Genomic DNA, 15743 nt, shown 5'->3' on the forward strand with positions numbered 1-15743 from the left:
TTTACGGAGCGGTCGCCGCAGCCGCCTTGCTGGGCGGCGCTGCGGGTGCCGGGGTCTTGGGCCGGAACGCGCACAGGTCCGCCACCGGGCAGCGCCAGCATTCGGGCTTGCGTGCCTTGCAGATGTAGCGCCCGTGCAGGATCAGCCAGTGGTGCGCGTGGAGGCGGAATGGCTGGGGCACCACCTTTTCCAGCTTCAGCTCGACGGCGAGCGGCGTCTTGCCCTTGGCCAACCCCGTGCGATTACCGACGCGAAAGATATGGGTGTCGACGGCGAATGTCTCCGCGCCAAACGCGACATTCATCACCACATTGGCGGTCTTGCGCCCGACCCCGGCAAGCTGCTCCAGCGCCTCGCGATCCGCCGGCACTTCGCCGCCATATCGGTCGACCAGCGCCTGGCTCAGCGCGATGACGTTCTTCGCCTTGGCGTTGAACAGGCCGATCGTCTTGATGTGCTCGCGCAGCCCCTCTTCGCCCAGCGCCAGCATTTGCGCCGGCGTCTTCACTTCCGCGAACAGCCGGCGCGTCGCCTTGTTGACTCCGGCATCGGTGGCCTGCGCCGACAGGACCACCGCGACCAGCAACTGATAGGTGTTGCCGGATTCAAGCTCCGTCTCTGGGTGCGGGTTCGCCTCCGCCAGCCGTCGGAAGAATTCGAAGACGTCGGCGCGCTTCATCGGGTGGGCGTCACAGCCCCAGCACCTCTGCCATGGAATAGCGCCCGGCCGGCCGGTCGGCGAGCCACAGCGCCGCCTTCACCGCACCGCGCGCGAAGATCGATCGATCCTCCCCGCGATGGCCCAGCTCGATCCGCTCACCCTCGCCGGCGAATACCACCAGATGGTCACCGACGACGGTGCCGCCGCGCAGCGAGGAAAAGCCGATCGTCCCTTCGGTGCGCGCGCCGACCAGACCGGCACGGCCATCGACCCGCTCCTCGTTCAGCGTCGTGCGGCGCCCACGCGCCGCCGCCTCGCCCAGCAAGACGGCAGTGCCGGATGGCGCGTCCACCTTGTGCCGGTGGTGCATCTCGACGATTTCGATGTCCCAGTCGGACCCCAGCCGCTGCGCGGCTTCCTGCACCAGGATACCCAGCAGCGTGACGCCCAGCGAGGTATTGCCGGTCTGCAGCACGGCGATCTCTTGCGCCGCGCGGTCAATCATGGCGTGATGCGTCGGCAGCAGGCCGGTGGTGCCGATCACCATCGGCGTGCACGCGGCGACCGCGGCGGCGAGATGAGATTCCAGCGCTGCCGGGGTGGAGAAATCAACCAGCACGTCCGCTGCATGGGCCAGCGGGACGGGATCGCCACCCGCATCGACGCCGCCCGCGATCCGCGCACCTTCATCTTCCGCGATGGTGGCGATCACGCGCCCCATGCGGCCTTCGCTTCCATAGATTCCGATCGCGGTCATGCGCGTCCTTCGGTGTTCATGCGGGCTCCCGATATCGTTGCTGTTCCGGCACGTCGAGTGGGACGCGGCGGTTGCAGTCGCGTGTCGAGGACCGAACGCTTATGCTGCCACCGATGAACGAAAAGAGAAGCATCCTGATCCTCACCGGCGCAGGGATTTCAGCAGAGAGCGGCCTCGCCACCTTTCGCGGTCCCGGCGGCTTGTGGGAAGGGCATCGCGTCGAGGATGTCTGCACGCCCGACGCGCTGGCCGCCGATCCGGCGCTGGTGCATCGGTTCTACGATCTGCGCCGGGCCGCGCTCAACGCGGTGGCGCCCAATGCGGCGCATGAGGCGCTGGCGCGGCTTGACGCCGAATGGGGCGGGGATCTGCTGATCGTCACGCAGAATGTTGATGACCTGCACGAGCGTGCCGGGGCGCGGCGCCTGCTGCACATGCACGGCGAGCTGCGCTCCGCCTTGTGCCCCGCCTGCGGCGAACGGCGGGCGTGGCCCGATCCCTTGCCGCCGGGGGTGCGATGCCCGGCGTGCGCGGCGGGGGACCTGCGTCCCGACATCGTGTTCTTCGGGGAAATGCCGTACGGCATGGAGCAGATCGAGGCCGCGATCGCGACCTGCGACCTGTTTGTGTCGATCGGCACGTCGGGCGCTGTGTATCCGGCGGCTGGCTTCGTCCAACTGGCCAACCATCATGGCGCCCGGACGCTGGAGCTGAACCTCGATCAATCCGCCGGCAGCGGCTGGTTCGATGAAAGCAGGCTCGGCCCGGCCAGCACATTGGTGCCGGCCTGGGTGGACGAATTGCTGGCGGGTCAGTCGACCCAGTCGAGCCCGATGTCGCGATAGACCCCGCGATCCTCGTCCCAGCCCGGCTTCACCTTCACATGAAGGTAGAGGTGGACCGGGCGGTCGAGCAGGACGGCAAGCTCCGCGCGTGCCTTGGCCCCGATCTCCTTGATGCGCGCGCCGCCCTTGCCCAGCACGATGGCGCGCTGCGTCGGCCGTTCGACCAGGATCTGCTGGTGGATCTCCGCCGCACCATCGGCGCGATCGGTGAACTTCTCGGTCTCCACCGTCGCCGCATAGGGAAGCTCGGCATGGAGCTGGAGGTAGAGCTGCTCGCGCGTCACTTCCGCGGCCAGCGTCCGCTCGCTGGCGTCGGACACCTGGTCCTCCGGGAAATGCCACGGGCCCTCCGGCATGGCGGCGGCCAGCGCATGCTTGAGTTCCGGCAGGCCATCGCCGGTCGCCGCACTGATGAAGAATGTCTGCGCGAAGGGGACAAGCGCGTTCAGCTTTTCGGCATGGACCAGCAGCTTGGGCTTGTCCGCCAGGTCCACCTTGTTGAGGATCAGGAACTTGGGCTCGGGCCGGTCCTTGATCCGTTCCGCAATGTCGGTGACCTTGGGGCCGAGGCCACCCTTGGCATCGACCACGAGCGCAACGACGTCCGCGCCTTCGGTCCCGCCCCAGGCGGCGGCCACCATCGCGCGGTCGAGCCGGCGCTTGGGATCGAAGATGCCGGGGGTATCCACCAGCAGGAGCTGCGTGTCGCCTTCGATCGCGACGCCCAGCAACCGCGTGCGGGTCGTCTGCGCCTTCGGACTCACGATCGCCACCTTCTGCCCGACAAGCGCGTTGACGAGGGTGGACTTGCCGGCGTTCGGGGCGCCGAGCACGGCAACAAGGCCGCAACGGGTCATGGTCATTCCTTGCATTCTTCGCCGTCGCCATACTGGCCGCGACGGTCAGCGTCGAGGCCGTAGCGCGCCGCAGGCAGGCCGGCGGGCGGCCGAACCTAGCCCTTCTTGCGCTTCGGCGCGGCCGCCGTCAGCTCCTTCAGCAGGGTGCGCGCGGCATCGGTTTCCGCCTCCTGCTTGCTGCCACCGTCGGCGACTGCCTCGGCGAGTTTCGGGATCGTCACCCGGATCGTGAAGCGCGGCGCATGCCCCGGTCCGGACCGGTCGACCACCTCATAGATCGGCGGCTTGCGATTGTTGGCCGCCGCCCATTCCTGCAGTGCCGACTTGGGATGCTGCGGCGCAACGGCTTCGGCATGGAGCCGCGAAGCCCAGAGCCGCCGGACGACCGCGCGGGCAGGATCAAGACCGCGTTCGCGGAACAGCGTGCCGAGCAGCGCTTCCATGACGTCGCCCAGAATATTGTCGCTGTCGCTCGCCCCATCGTCGCGCGCCTGCTTGCCGAGCCTGAGATGCGCCTGCACGCCGATTTCGCGAGCAATGTCGGCGCACACGATGCCCGAGACGAGCGCGTTCAGACGCTTCGACAGCGCGCCTTCGGGCTCATCCGGGAACTCATCGAACAGCCATTCGGCCATCGCGAGGCCGAGCACGCGATCGCCCAGAAATTCCAAGCGTTCATAGTGCACGTCGCCGCGGCTCGCATGGGTGAGCGCGCGTTCCCAGAGCTTCAGATCCTGGGGGGATTCACCGAAATTGTCGGTGATCCATTGCCTGAGGTCACTCAAAGCCGCCGCCCAGTCGATCCCACCGCGCCGCGGTGAACCACGTCCATGGCAGCAGCCAATTTGCGGAGCCATCGGTCGACCAGAAGATCACCAGCGCCTTGCCCTCGACCCGCTCCATCGGGATGAAGCCCATACCCTGCACCTGTCCCGGCAGCGCTTCCTCTGCCGCGGGGAAGCGGCTGTCGGCTGAGTCGTCGCGGTTGTCGCCCATCAGGAAGACGTGACCCTCGGGCACCGTGTAGACGCCCGTGTCGTCGGCATCGGGGATGTAATGCTGGTCGAGCACATAATAGCTGCGCCCGCCGGGCAGCGTTTCGCGGTAGCGCGGAATGCGGCAGGTCGGTCCCTGCACGTCATTCTTGACGAAATCCGCCTCGCATTCGCGCGTGGTGAAATTGGGCGAGAGCGGCAGGACGAAGTCGGCCACGCGCTGCTTCGGAATGGCGCGGCCGTTCAGTACCAGCCGGCCGCCGCGCATCTGCACGGTATCGCCGGGGATGCCGATCACCCGCTTGATGACGTCATGGTCGTCGGCGCCCTTGGAACGGAAGACCACCACATCGCCGCGCTCGGGGGTGCGGGGGAACAGCCGGCCGGGCACCGGCGGAAATCCAAACGGCATCGACCAGCGCGAATATCCGTAGTTCCACTTTGAAACAAAAAGATAGTCGCCGATCAACAAGCGCGGCAGCATCGATTCCGACGGGATCGAGAAGGGCGCGAGGACGAAGCTGCGAAAGATCCAGACGACCAGAGCGAGCTTCAGGAGGAAGCGGATCGTCTCCGACATTTCGGACTTTTTCGCGGGCGAGGCACCCGTGGCGGGTTTGGGATCGGCCATGGATCGCGCGTTGCCGAACGCGGGCTGCACGTCAAGCGGCGGAACGATATGTTGCGCCTCCCGTTCGCGCTGAACTTGCCGTACGCCGGCTTTTTCGTTCTTACGGAGAACGATGCCGCGGGGCCAAATCGAGATCCCGCCGAATGGAGTTAGCAGCATGGCCGACTGGTCGACGATCGAAGCATTGCCCCAGACGAGGATCGAGCAATTGTTCGCCGACGATCCCGAGCGGCTGAGCAAATTGTCGCTGGACGTCGCCGGCATTCATTTCGACTGGTCGAAGACGCACCTGACGTGGGACGCGATCAAGGCGTTCGAGGCGCTGGCGGCGGAGCAGGACCTGGCGGGCAAGCGCGAAGCGATGTTCGGCGGCGCGCACGTCAACGTGACCGAGGATCGGCCCGTCGAGCACACCGCGGAGCGCGGCGAGGGCAATGCGGAGAGCGTGGCGCGGGCAGCCGATTACCACGCCCGTATGCGGATGCTGATCGATGCGATCGAGGCGGACGCTTTTGGCCCGGTGCGCCATGTGCTGCATGTCGGGATCGGCGGCTCGGCGCTGGGCCCCGATCTGCTCGTGGATGCGCTTGGCCGGGATTACGAGCGGTACGACGTTGCGATCGTCTCCAACGTCGACGGCATGGCGCTGGAGGACGTCTTTGAGCGGTTCGATCCTGCTGCAACGCTGCTGGTGGTCGCGTCAAAGACGTTCACCACGACCGAGACGATGATGAACGCGGAAAGCGCCATCGCCTGGATGCAGCAGCATGGCGTTGATGATCCCTATGGCCGCGTGATCGCGCTCACCGCGTCGCCGGACAAGGCGATCGAATGGGGCGTCGACGAAACGCGCATCCTGCCGTTCTCTGAAGGGGTGGGCGGCCGCTATTCCTTATGGTCGTCGATTGGTTTTCCGGCCGCGATCAAGCTGGGTTGGGACCAGTTTGAAGAGCTGCTGGAAGGCGCGGCGGAGATGGACCGCCACTTCCGCCTGACTGCACTGCATGAGAATGCGCCGGTGATCGCCGCCTTTGCGGACCTGTACTACACGCAGGTACGCGGCTGCGAGACGCGCGCACCCTTCGCCTATGACGAGCGGCTGCGGCTGCTGCCGAGCTATCTTCAGCAACTGGAGATGGAATCGAACGGCAAGGGCGTGACGGCGGACGGCACGCGGGTGGGGCGCCCGACCGCACCGATCACCTGGGGCGGGGTCGGTACTGACGCGCAGCATGCGGTGTTCCAGCTGCTGCATCAGGGCACGCACCTCGTCCCGGTCGAGTTCTTGGTCGTGATCGAGCCCGGCGACACGCTTCCGGATGAGCATCACCGCCAGCTGCTGCTGAATGCCTTTGCGCAGGGCGCGGCATTGATGAAGGGGCGGGCGAACCCTGACGATCCCGCGCGCGCCTATCCCGGCGATCGGCCGTCCTCCACCTTGTTGCTCGACGTGCTGGACGCGCGCACGCTCGGCGCGCTGATCGCCTTCTACGAGCATCGCGTGTTCGTGAACGGCGTTCTGCTAGGCATCAATTCCTTCGACCAGTTCGGCGTCGAACTGGGCAAGGAGATGGCCAAGGCGGCAGCGAAGGGCGGTGGTGACTTCGATCCCTCGACCACCGATCTGATTAACCGGGCCGGGCTGGCGTAACCGGCGCTGGCACGTTCCGACCAGACGTAGCATCTGGCGGCGCGCTGGTGGGCGCGATGCCATCCGCCTTGGTCCTTTCGTGTTCCCCTATATGCGGGCGCCAGCCCAGCGGAGATCCTTATGCCCGATTTCGATTATGACCTTTTCACGATTGGCGCCGGATCGGGCGGGACGCGGGCGTCGCGCGTGGCGGCGGCGCATGGCGCGCGCGTTGCGGTGGCGGAGGAATATCGCGTCGGCGGTACCTGCGTCATCCGCGGCTGCGTGCCCAAGAAGCTGCTGGTCTACGGCGCGCATTTCGCCGAGGACTTGAAGGACGCGCAACGATTTGGCTGGCGCGTGCCGAACGAATGCGAATTCGATTGGAAGTGCCTGCAGGCAAATGTCCTCGCGGAGGTCGATCGGATCAATCAGGCCTATACCACCACGCTCGAGTCGAACGGGGCGGAGATCATCCACCAGCGTGCAACGATCGTGGGCCCGAACGAGATCCGGCTGACAGACGGCACTACGAAGTCGGCGAAGAACATTCTGGTGGCGACCGGCGCACGTCCGCATGTGCCAAGCTTCCCCGGGTGCGAACATGGCATCACGTCCAACGAAGTATTTCACCTGGACGCCATTCCGCGGCGCGTGCTGATCGCGGGTGCGGGCTATATCGCCAATGAGTTTGCCGGGATCTTCCACCAGCTTGGCGCGCATGTGATCATCATGAACCGCACCAAGGACATCCTGCGCGGCTACGACCTGCAGATCCGGGACCGGCTGTTGCAGATCAGCATGATGAAGGGGCTGGAATTTCGTTTCGACGCTACGTTCGAGAAGATCGAGAAGCAGGACGACGGCTGCCTGAAAGTCCATATGACGGGACACGAGCCGGTCGTTGTCGATTGCGTGATGTATGCGACTGGCCGGGTGCCCAATACCGAGGGCCTGGGGCTGGACGCTGCCGGCATCGACGTGGACGACAAGGGCGCGGTGCCGGTCGACGACGATAATCGTACGTCATGCCCGTCGATCTATGCGGTTGGCGATGTCACCAACCGTATCCAGCTGACCCCAGTGGCGATCCGCGAGGGGCAGGCATTTGCCGACAATCTGTTCGGCAAGGGCGGGGTGAAGGTGGATTATAATTGCGTACCGGCGGCATGTTTCAGCCATCCGCCGATCGCCGGCGTCGGCATGACGGAGAGCGAGGCGAGGCAGAAGCTGGGCTCGGTGAAGATCTATTCGTCCGATTTCCGGCCGATGAAGAATGTGCTTGCCGGACGCGACGAGCGATCGCTGTACAAGATGGTATGCGATGCTGAGACCGATCGGGTGGTCGGCATCCACATGATCGGTCCCGACTGCCCCGAAATCATCCAGGCGGCGGCCGTCTGCGTGAAGGCGGGGCTGACCAAGGCGCAATTCGATGCCACCGTCGCGCTTCACCCGACGATGGCCGAGGAGCTGGTGCTGCTGAAGTAGCTCAGAGAGAGGGGCTGCACCGTTCAGCGGAAGACCGACAGCAGTCCCTCATATTGGCTGAGCGGCGGGGCGCCGATGATCGTTGCGCCTTGCCGCAGCATGAAAGCGTGACGGACGATCTCCGCCTGCTGTTCGACCCCGTAGCGCTTGAGCGGCCAGCCGGGCACGAAGCTGTAATGATAGCGGCAGAAGGGGTGGCGCGCGAGCGGCAGGAAGACGCCGCGCTGGTGCTGCCAGACGTGACACATCTCATGCACGAACAGACCCTGCAGCCCGAGATGTTCCTGGCTGAAGTCATCGCTCCAGGTGGTGGCATCGGGATGGAAGTGGATGTGCCCGCGCGGCGCCATGACAATGTCACGCGGCTGAAGGAACCACCAGCGCCGGCGCCGGACCTCCACGCGATCCAGGTCGATCGCATCGGCAAAGATGGATCGGGCGAGTGCGCGTTCGCCGATCGTCAGGCTGCGGCTGGTCATCGCCTTCAACGTAGGAAGCGGCGCGGCATGATCCAGTCGAAGCGAACGGCTTCTAGCAAGCGGAGGTGTAGAGAACCCAGTCGTTGCGATCCGCGGCCACCGTCCAGCGCTGACCATCCTCGAACGCGCTTCGGTTGAGCGGGTTGACGTAAACGATCACCACCGGATCACCCTGCGCGGCGCGCGTCTCCAGGCGGCTCAACACTTCGCGTAGGATCACAGTGCCGAAGCTGTTGTAGATATAGGCGAAGATCGGGCCGGTCGGGGGTTCGTAGCTGCCCGCGTCGCCGAGGATGAACTCGCAGCGTGTGCTGGATCCGCCCGCGGACTTGAAACGGCGGCCATTCGCGAGTGCGATGTCATGCAATTCGGGCGCGAATTCGACGCCGATCGCGCGCTGGAAGCCCCGCGCGGCGGCGATCATGACGACCCGGCCCTTGCCCGAGCCATAGTCGACGAAGCTGTACCGAGCCGGATCGATGCCGGCCGTCGTGACGGCTTCGTCCAGTGCCACACCATTGCTGGCCTGGTAGCCGAATCCGCGCAGCGCCCGGTCCTTCGCGACGCTGAGTGCCGACAGGTTGACCGTGCCGCTCGTGTCGGTGCCCCAACGGCGGTCAAACGCCTGATCAGCGCGGCGCGCGCGTGCAGCGGCCGGGCTGATGCCGCCGGCGGTATGACGCACCGTCTTCAGCGTCAGTGAGACTACTTCGGCCGGCGTACGTCCGTGCAATCGGCGTTTTACATCGTCGATGATCGAGGAGAGCTTGGGCATAGCTTTGCCCTTAGACGTTCAAAGGTTACGGAGGCGTGAGTTAAATCTTTCCGATCAATGCTGGCGCTTCATGACTGTGGAAGGTCAGCTCTCCCGTCAGTTTCAGCTGCCGGCAGGCACCGGATCTGCGGCGCCAACGACGCGCGCCTTCTGCTCGACACGCTTGCCGTCCGAGAAGGTGAAGGCAAAGGTCAGCGTTCCGCCCGGCTTAACATTCGGCCATACTTCGAACAGCATCGCGTGCTTTCCGCCAGGCGCGAATACAACACGTTGGCCAGCCGGCACCGGAACGGAGGAGAGCGAATCCATCGCCATGCCGCCACTTTGGGTCATACGGCTTTCGTGCAGTTCGGTACGGGCGGCCTCGGCCGTCGACACGCTGGTCAGCGCCGTATCGTTGCCGCCGCCCTGGATGGTGAAATAGCCTGCGGCAGGACGACCATCGACGGCAGCCAGGCGAACCCATGCGTCGGTGACCTGCAGTGACTTCTTCTGCGCGCATCCCGCGACGGCCACCGAAGCGAAAACAAGCGTGGCAGCGACGCGGAACATGGGCCTTCTCTCCAACCGAAACGATGCGTGCCCGCTACTTCGGCCGGTGCCTTGCGGCAAGCGGAGCGTCACCTATATCGCGAAGCGTCAACGCTGTTCCGTCGCCGTAACGGGGCGTGACAGCACATCTTTTTGGTTTTTTGTTCAAGCAGGGGCTGGAAGAGCACTCATGGCAAAAGTTATCGGTATCGATCTCGGCACCACCAACAGCTGCGTGGCAGTGATGGAGGGCGGCAAGCCCAAGGTGATCGAGAACTCGGAAGGCGCGCGCACGACGCCGTCGATCGTCGCCTTCGCCAAGGATGGCGAGCGACTGGTGGGGCAGCCGGCGAAGCGCCAGGCAGTTACCAACGGTGACAACACGATCTTCGCCGTGAAGCGCCTGATCGGCCGCCGTTTCGACGATCCGGTGACGAAGAAGGACACCGAGCTGGTTCCCTATCACATCGTGAAAGGTGCCAATGGCGACGCCTGGGTTCAGGCCGGTGGCAAGGATTATTCGCCGTCGCAGATCAGCGCCTTTACCCTGCAGAAGATGAAGGAAACCGCCGAGAGCTACCTCGGCGAGACCGTCACGCAGGCCGTCATCACGGTGCCGGCGTACTTCAACGACGCGCAGCGCCAGGCGACCAAGGACGCCGGTCAGATCGCGGGCCTCGAAGTGCTTCGTATCATCAACGAGCCGACTGCGGCTGCGCTGGCCTATGGCCTCGAGAAGCAGGACGGCAAGACGATCGCGGTCTATGACCTTGGCGGCGGCACGTTCGACGTCTCGATCCTGGAGATCGGCGACGGCGTGTTCGAAGTGAAGTCGACCAACGGTGACACGTTCCTCGGCGGCGAAGACTTCGACAACAAGCTGGTCGATTTCCTGGCGGAGAGCTTCAAGAAGGATGAGGGCATCGACCTCACCAAGGACAAGCTCGCGCTACAGCGCCTGAAGGAAGCTGCCGAGAAGGCGAAGATCGAGCTGTCCTCGGCTGCCTCGACCGAAGTGAACCTGCCGTTCATCACCGCCGACCAGAACGGTCCGAAGCACCTCGTCAAGACGATCAGCCGCGCGGACCTCGAGCGTCTCGTTGACAGCCTCATCCAGCGCACGATCGAGCCGATGAAGAAGGCACTCGCCGATGCCGGCCTCAAGGCCAGCGACATTTCGGAAGTGGTGCTGGTCGGCGGCATGACCCGCATGCCCAAGGTGCGCGAAGCGGTGAAGAACTTCTTCGGCAAGGATCCGCACACCGGCGTGAACCCGGACGAAGTCGTCGCCATGGGTGCGGCGATCCAGGCCGGCGTGCTTCAAGGCGACGTGAAGGACGTGCTGCTGCTCGACGTAACCCCGCTGTCGCTGGGCATCGAGACGCTTGGCGGCGTGTTCACCCGCATGATCGATCGCAACACCACGATCCCGACCAAGAAGTCGCAGACCTATTCGACTGCCGATGACAATCAGCAGGCGGTGACGATCCGCGTCTTCCAGGGCGAGCGCGAGATGGCGGCCGATAACAAGCTGCTCGGTCAGTTCGATCTCGTCGGCATCCCGCCGGCGCCGCGCGGCGTGCCGCAGATCGAGGTGACGTTCGACATCGACGCCAATGGCATCGTCAACGTCTCCGCGAAGGACAAGGGCACCGGCAAGGAGCAGCAGATCCGCATCCAGGCATCGGGCGGTCTGTCCGATACCGATATCGAGAAGATGGTGCAGGAAGCCGAGCAGTTCGCCGAGGAAGACAAGAAGCGCAAGGCAGGCGCCGAGGCGAAGAACAATGCCGAGAGCCTGATCCACACCACGGAGCGCCAACTCGCTGACAATGGCGACAAGGTGGACGAGGCGCTGAAGGGCGAGATCCAGTCCGCGATCGATGCCGCCAAGGCAGCGGTCGAGGGCGGTGACGTCGATCAGATGAACGAGAAGAGCCAGGCGCTGGCACAGGTCGCGATGAAGCTTGGCCAGGCGATCTACGAGAAGCAGCAGCAGGCGGAAGCGTCGCCGGCTGCCGACGCCGGTACGGCGCCGAAGGACGATGATGTGGTCGACGCCGAATTCTCGGAAGTCGACGACAACCACAAGGCGTAAGCGATGATCGAGCCGCCATTTGCTTCGGCGAGTGGCGGCTCGTTCTGTCGTTGCGCGGGGGCGCTGAATGACTGAAGTCGATTTTTACGAACTGCTTGAGGTCGACCGTTCGGCCGATGCCGGCACCATCAAGTCGGCATACCGCAAGCTTGCGATGAAGTATCACCCGGACAAGAACGCCGGGTGCAAGGATTCCGAAGCGAAGTTCAAGGCGGTGAGCGAGGCATATGAATGCCTCAAGGATCCGCAGAAGCGGGCGGCCTACGACCGCTTTGGTCATGCCGCGTTCCGCAATGGCGGCGCCGGGGGCGGCCATTCGCAGGACTTCTCCGGCTTTTCCGATATCTTCGAGAGCGTGTTCGGTGAATTCATGGGCGGCCGCGGTGGCGGGCGCCAGCAGGTGCGCCGCGGCGCGGACCTGCGCTATGATATGGAGATCACGCTGGAGGAGGCCTATCATGGCAAATCAGCGGAAATCACCATCGACGTCACCGCGGTGTGCGATACCTGCGAGGGCAGTGGCGCACGTGCCGGCAGCCATCCGCACACCTGCAACACCTGTGCCGGCCACGGCAAGGTGCGCGCCCAGCAGGGCTTCTTCGTGGTCGAGCGCGCCTGTCCGGTCTGCAACGGCTCGGGTCAGGTGATCGACGATCCGTGCGCGGACTGCCGCGGGGACGGACGGGTCGAGCGCACCAAGACGTTGAGCGTGGAGATACCGCCCGGCGTCGATGAAGGCACGCGGGTGCGCATGACGGGCGAGGGTGAGGCGGGTGCTCGTGGTGCCCCTCCCGGTGACCTCTACATCTTCCTTCACGTGAAGCGGCACAATCTGTTCGAACGTGAAGGCACAACGTTGTTCGCGCGCGCACCGATCAGCTTCACCACCGCTGCGCTTGGAGGATCGCTGACGATCCCGGGCCTTGACGGCCGCAGTCACGAACTTCGCATTCCGGCCGGTATTCAGTCCGGCAAGCAGCTGCGCCAGCGCGGGGCAGGGATGCCGGTACTGCAGGGACGCGGTTTTGGTGACTTGGTGGTCCAGATCGACGTCGAGACGCCGACCCGCCTCAGCACGCGTCAGCGCGCCCTGCTGGAGGAGTTTCGCGAAACCGAGATGGGTGAGGAATGTCCTGAAAGCCAGGGCTTCTTCGCGCGGCTAAAGAACGCGTTCGCAGGAGATTGATCCGGCGCGGAGCCGGGACTGCAAAGGAGAAGGATCATGCGTTTGCTCTTTCCGGCCGCCTTGGCATTGGCAGTGGCGGCAGCTCCAGGGGCGGCGCGCGATCGCAATGCCGTCCCGGCTGCGACCCCGGCGGGGAAGCCGCAATCGTGCATTCCACTCCGCAACATCCGCGAGACGCTGGTGCGCAACGACCAAGTCATCGATTTCCGGATGACGGGTGGCCGCTATTATCGCGTCACCCTCGACCAGCCTTGTCCTCAATTGGGGTTTGAACGGCGCTTCAGCTACGCGACGTCGCTAAGCCAGTTGTGCCAGCAGGACATCATCACCGTGTTAGTGGGTACGACGGCAATGCCGGGTGCGAGTTGCGGCCTGGCGCCATTTCAGCCTGTCACGCTGGCAAAGTAGCGCCGCTAACGAAATCGCTGGCGCCCTCGATCCGCCCCTGCTAGGCGCATCGCTCCCAGCACCCGTAGCTCAGCTGGATAGAGCGCTGCCCTCCGAAGGCTGCTGTCAACGGGTGATGGTCGGTAAGAGATGAATAAAAGGAGTTGATTTACAAGGGTTTGCAGGAGACATCGGTGGAGCTTCCAACTCACAGGTTTTCCGCGTAAGCACCGCGTAAGCAACAGGCACCCATAGCTCAGCTGGATAGAGCGCTACCCTCCGAAGGTAGAGGCCTCAGGTTCGAATCCTGATGGGTGCGCCATCTCTCTCAATGAGGATGGCATCAAGCGGATGGAGTCCGCCTCCGTCTTTCCGAAAGAGCGGTAATTCAATCGGCGCAGCGATCGCTACCGATCTTCTTAAGAGCGGGTCGGCTGTCTTGCGTGGTCCGGCTACTGCCGGCTCGACGGTGGCTACTCAGCCAGCGCGATCTCCGAGAAGTGCTTGCGGATGAAGTCGAGTTTCGGATCGATGTATCGCCGACAAAAAGGCCTGTTCGGGTCGGTGCGATAATAATTCTGATATCGCTCGTCCGAAGCTTTGAAGCCCGCGAACGGCAGGACGAGGGTGTGGACTGGCTTGCCGGTCTCCTCAGCGAATCCGCGTATCGCCTCATCGGCTTCGGCTCGCTGACTCTCGTCGAAGATATAGATCGCGCTTCGGTATTTGTTTTGAACCGAACGGGCACGAGTGGCGGAGTGTGTGCGCAGGTGCACCTCGGACAGCGTCTCCAGTCCGATCGCTGAGGGCTCGAAGGTTACTATCACCCCCTCCGCCCACGTGTCGGCCGGCGCCACAGATTGTAGGAAACCCTGGTCGACCTGCGTGACGCCACGCAACGCTTGGAAGACACCCTCGGTGCACCAGTGGCAACCTCCACCGAATCCGACCTTTGCCATACTCAGCTCCTGCGCAAAGGCACAGCGGCCGGGCCGGACTTATCGAGCTGGCGGACGAACGCGATGATCCGCTGTCCGACATCGTTCGGCATTTCGACATGAGGGTAGTGCCCAGCGCCCTCGACAATCATGGTTTCGGCACTGATCCTCGTAGCCAAGCCTCGGGCTTCTTCGACAGGGTCCGGGAAGTCCGGATCCTTTGTGCCCATGACGATGAGGCTCGGCACAGAGATCTCGTCCAAGATCGCTGCGGTGTCAGACTTCGACAATGAGAGCATCGTCAAGAGAGCCCGCATGCGTTTTGGCTCTCTGAGGTTTGCAGCAATCACCGCTTTCACCTCGGCATGATCCGGCGCCGGTTTCGTCGGGAAGAGGCTGCTCCAGTATGTGGTCCAGAACCAGGTTCGCCATGGCCCTGCGAATCCCAGCCCGAGGACAAGTTTCTGGATCGTCGTGAGGGGGAGATCGCGAACGATCGGACCGAGCAGCACCACCCCGTTGACGAGGCTAGGAGCTTCCTTGGCAGCCCAAAGCGCAGAGCCGGCTGCGAACGAGTTGCCCATGATCACAGCTGGCCCGGCAGCCAACTGTCGGAGGATGGCGACGGCGTCGCGGCCTACCGCTCGCGCGGAGTAATCCGACCATTCCGGCGACGATTGGCCGAACCCGCGGACGTCCATCGTCACCACTCGGCATCCCGCATGCTGCAGCATGGGTTTGATGAGGCGATACTCCGATCGCAAGTCACCCATTCCAGGGATGCCCACGACGAGAGGTCCCGTTCCGCCCGTATCGTCGAAGGCTACCCGACCGCCCTCTGTCTGCAGAAACTGGGTCTGCACATCGTTAGACGCCATGAAACGATCCGATCAGTTGAGCAGCAGGCTTATCGGCTGACTTCGAAAAGGAACCACGCACGGCGTTCCGCCTCGTCGGTCCAGGTATCGATAAGGCCGGAGGTCGCGTTGTCCTTAGCCTCGTCGGCGACGTCCTTTGCGCGGCGCAGCGACTCGACCATGTGAAGATTATCGGCGCGCAGCTCCGCCAGCATGTCCTGCGGCGTGACGAACTCCGCGTCGTTGTCCTTGATCGTCTGGTGGCGGGCGATATCGCCGATCGAGCGTATGGTCGTATTGCCGGTCTTCCGGGCACGCTCCGCCATCGCATCGGTCGCTGCGAGGATTTCCGCAGCTTGCTCATCGAGAAGGAGATGGTAGTCCCTGAAGTACGGGCCGGAGACATGCCAGTGAAAGTTTTTGGTCTTGAGGTAGACCGCATAGCTGTTCGCCAAAATGATCTTCAGCGCGTCCGCGACCGTCATGGTCGCGCTCTCGTCGAGGTCAGATGGTGAAGGTACGGTCGCAGCACTGGAGCTTGTCATCGCGTGGACTTCCTCGATGATGGCTTGCACGAAAGATCAGCGCCGGTTCCCTCGCACGCTGAGGTATAGAAGATGAGTTT

The 15743-nt window shown here is 64.1% G+C and carries 17 protein-coding genes and 1 tRNA gene; 7 read left to right on the top strand and 11 right to left on the bottom strand.

Going from position 1 to position 15743, the window contains the following annotated elements; translation table 11 throughout:
• Position 1: 1 nt before the first annotated feature.
• Positions 2-679, bottom strand: coding sequence for an endonuclease III (gene nth, locus ACH0BU_RS06120; RefSeq protein WP_125944693.1), 678 nt, complete (start codon positions 677-679; stop codon positions 2-4).
• Between the two features lie 10 nt (positions 680-689).
• Positions 690-1418, bottom strand: a complete 729-nt coding sequence (dapB, locus tag ACH0BU_RS06125) for a 4-hydroxy-tetrahydrodipicolinate reductase (protein WP_296222252.1) — start codon at positions 1416-1418, stop codon at positions 690-692.
• 113 nt (positions 1419-1531) lie between these two features.
• Between dapB and ACH0BU_RS06130 the strand changes: the two genes are divergently transcribed.
• Positions 1532-2263 carry an NAD-dependent deacylase gene (locus ACH0BU_RS06130; protein WP_136451365.1) on the top strand — a complete coding sequence of 244 codons (732 nt, stop codon included), beginning with the start codon at positions 1532-1534 and terminating at the stop codon, positions 2261-2263.
• Here ACH0BU_RS06130 and era read toward each other — a convergent pair.
• The 3 genes from era to lepB form a co-directional block, all read right to left on the bottom strand.
• Positions 2230-3126, bottom strand: coding sequence for a GTPase Era (gene era / locus ACH0BU_RS06135; protein ID WP_046411275.1), 897 nt, complete (start codon positions 3124-3126; stop codon positions 2230-2232). The genes ACH0BU_RS06130 and era overlap by 34 nt on opposite strands.
• Positions 3127-3215: 89 nt before the next feature.
• Positions 3216-3905, bottom strand: a complete 690-nt coding sequence (rnc, locus tag ACH0BU_RS06140) for a ribonuclease III (RefSeq protein ID WP_296222254.1) — start codon at positions 3903-3905, stop codon at positions 3216-3218.
• On the bottom strand, positions 3898-4746 hold the full coding sequence (gene lepB, locus ACH0BU_RS06145; RefSeq protein WP_314470569.1) for a signal peptidase I: 849 nt from the start codon (positions 4744-4746) through the stop codon (positions 3898-3900). The genes rnc and lepB overlap by 8 nt, the downstream gene beginning before the upstream one ends.
• Before the next feature lie 157 nt (positions 4747-4903).
• Here lepB and pgi point away from each other — a divergent pair, with 157 nt between their 5' ends.
• Entirely contained in the window at positions 4904-6397 is a 1494-nt protein-coding gene (gene pgi, locus ACH0BU_RS06150; protein ID WP_296222283.1) for a glucose-6-phosphate isomerase, read from the top strand.
• Positions 6398-6517: 120 nt separating this feature from the next.
• Positions 6518-7867, top strand: a complete 1350-nt coding sequence (gene gorA, locus ACH0BU_RS06155; RefSeq protein WP_296222284.1) for a glutathione-disulfide reductase — start codon at positions 6518-6520, stop codon at positions 7865-7867.
• A 23-nt stretch (positions 7868-7890) separates the two neighbouring features.
• Here gorA and ACH0BU_RS06160 read toward each other — a convergent pair whose 3' ends face one another.
• The 3 genes from ACH0BU_RS06160 to ACH0BU_RS06170 form a co-directional block, all read right to left on the bottom strand.
• A complete protein-coding gene (locus tag ACH0BU_RS06160) occupies positions 7891-8346 on the bottom strand; it encodes a vgr related protein (RefSeq protein ID WP_296222285.1) in 456 nt (151 codons plus the stop codon).
• A 52-nt stretch (positions 8347-8398) separates the two neighbouring features.
• Positions 8399-9121, bottom strand: a complete 723-nt coding sequence (locus ACH0BU_RS06165; RefSeq protein WP_296222286.1) for a class I SAM-dependent methyltransferase — start codon at positions 9119-9121, stop codon at positions 8399-8401.
• 102 nt (positions 9122-9223) lie between these two features.
• Positions 9224-9673, bottom strand: coding sequence for a copper chaperone PCu(A)C (locus ACH0BU_RS06170; protein ID WP_296222287.1), 450 nt, complete (start codon positions 9671-9673; stop codon positions 9224-9226).
• A gap of 169 nt (positions 9674-9842) precedes the next feature.
• Here ACH0BU_RS06170 and dnaK point away from each other — a divergent pair, with 169 nt between their 5' ends.
• The 4 genes from dnaK to ACH0BU_RS06190 all read left to right on the top strand — a co-directional run bounded on the left by dnaK (position 9843) and on the right by ACH0BU_RS06190 (position 13645).
• Positions 9843-11750: a molecular chaperone DnaK gene (dnaK, locus tag ACH0BU_RS06175; protein ID WP_046411263.1), complete on the top strand. Its 1908-nt coding sequence runs from the start codon at positions 9843-9845 to the stop codon at positions 11748-11750.
• A 67-nt stretch (positions 11751-11817) separates the two neighbouring features.
• A complete protein-coding gene (gene dnaJ, locus ACH0BU_RS06180) occupies positions 11818-12936 on the top strand; it encodes a molecular chaperone DnaJ (RefSeq protein WP_500263861.1) in 1119 nt (372 codons plus the stop codon).
• Between the two features lie 36 nt (positions 12937-12972).
• Positions 12973-13344: a hypothetical protein gene (locus ACH0BU_RS06185; protein ID WP_046411259.1), complete on the top strand. Its 372-nt coding sequence runs from the start codon at positions 12973-12975 to the stop codon at positions 13342-13344.
• Positions 13345-13568: 224 nt separating this feature from the next.
• Positions 13569-13645 (top strand) — tRNA-Arg (locus ACH0BU_RS06190).
• A gap of 151 nt (positions 13646-13796) precedes the next feature.
• On the opposite strand, the gene ACH0BU_RS06195 is transcribed toward ACH0BU_RS06190, so the two are convergent.
• The 3 genes from ACH0BU_RS06195 to ACH0BU_RS06205 are packed head-to-tail and all read right to left on the bottom strand — an operon-like array spanning position 13797 to position 15663.
• Positions 13797-14282: a peptide-methionine (S)-S-oxide reductase gene (locus ACH0BU_RS06195; RefSeq protein WP_066762411.1), complete on the bottom strand. Its 486-nt coding sequence runs from the start codon at positions 14280-14282 to the stop codon at positions 13797-13799.
• A 2-nt stretch (positions 14283-14284) separates the two neighbouring features.
• Entirely contained in the window at positions 14285-15139 is an 855-nt protein-coding gene (locus ACH0BU_RS06200) for an alpha/beta fold hydrolase (protein ID WP_066762409.1), read from the bottom strand.
• 29 nt (positions 15140-15168) lie between these two features.
• Positions 15169-15663 carry a Dps family protein gene (locus ACH0BU_RS06205; RefSeq protein ID WP_066762407.1) on the bottom strand — a complete coding sequence of 165 codons (495 nt, stop codon included), beginning with the start codon at positions 15661-15663 and terminating at the stop codon, positions 15169-15171.
• Positions 15664-15743: the final 80 nt, after the last annotated feature.

Origin of the sequence: Sphingomonas olei, from assembly GCF_045369765.1 — a bacterium.
GTDB classification, from domain to species: Bacteria; Pseudomonadota; Alphaproteobacteria; order Sphingomonadales; family Sphingomonadaceae; genus Sphingomonas; species Sphingomonas panaciterrae.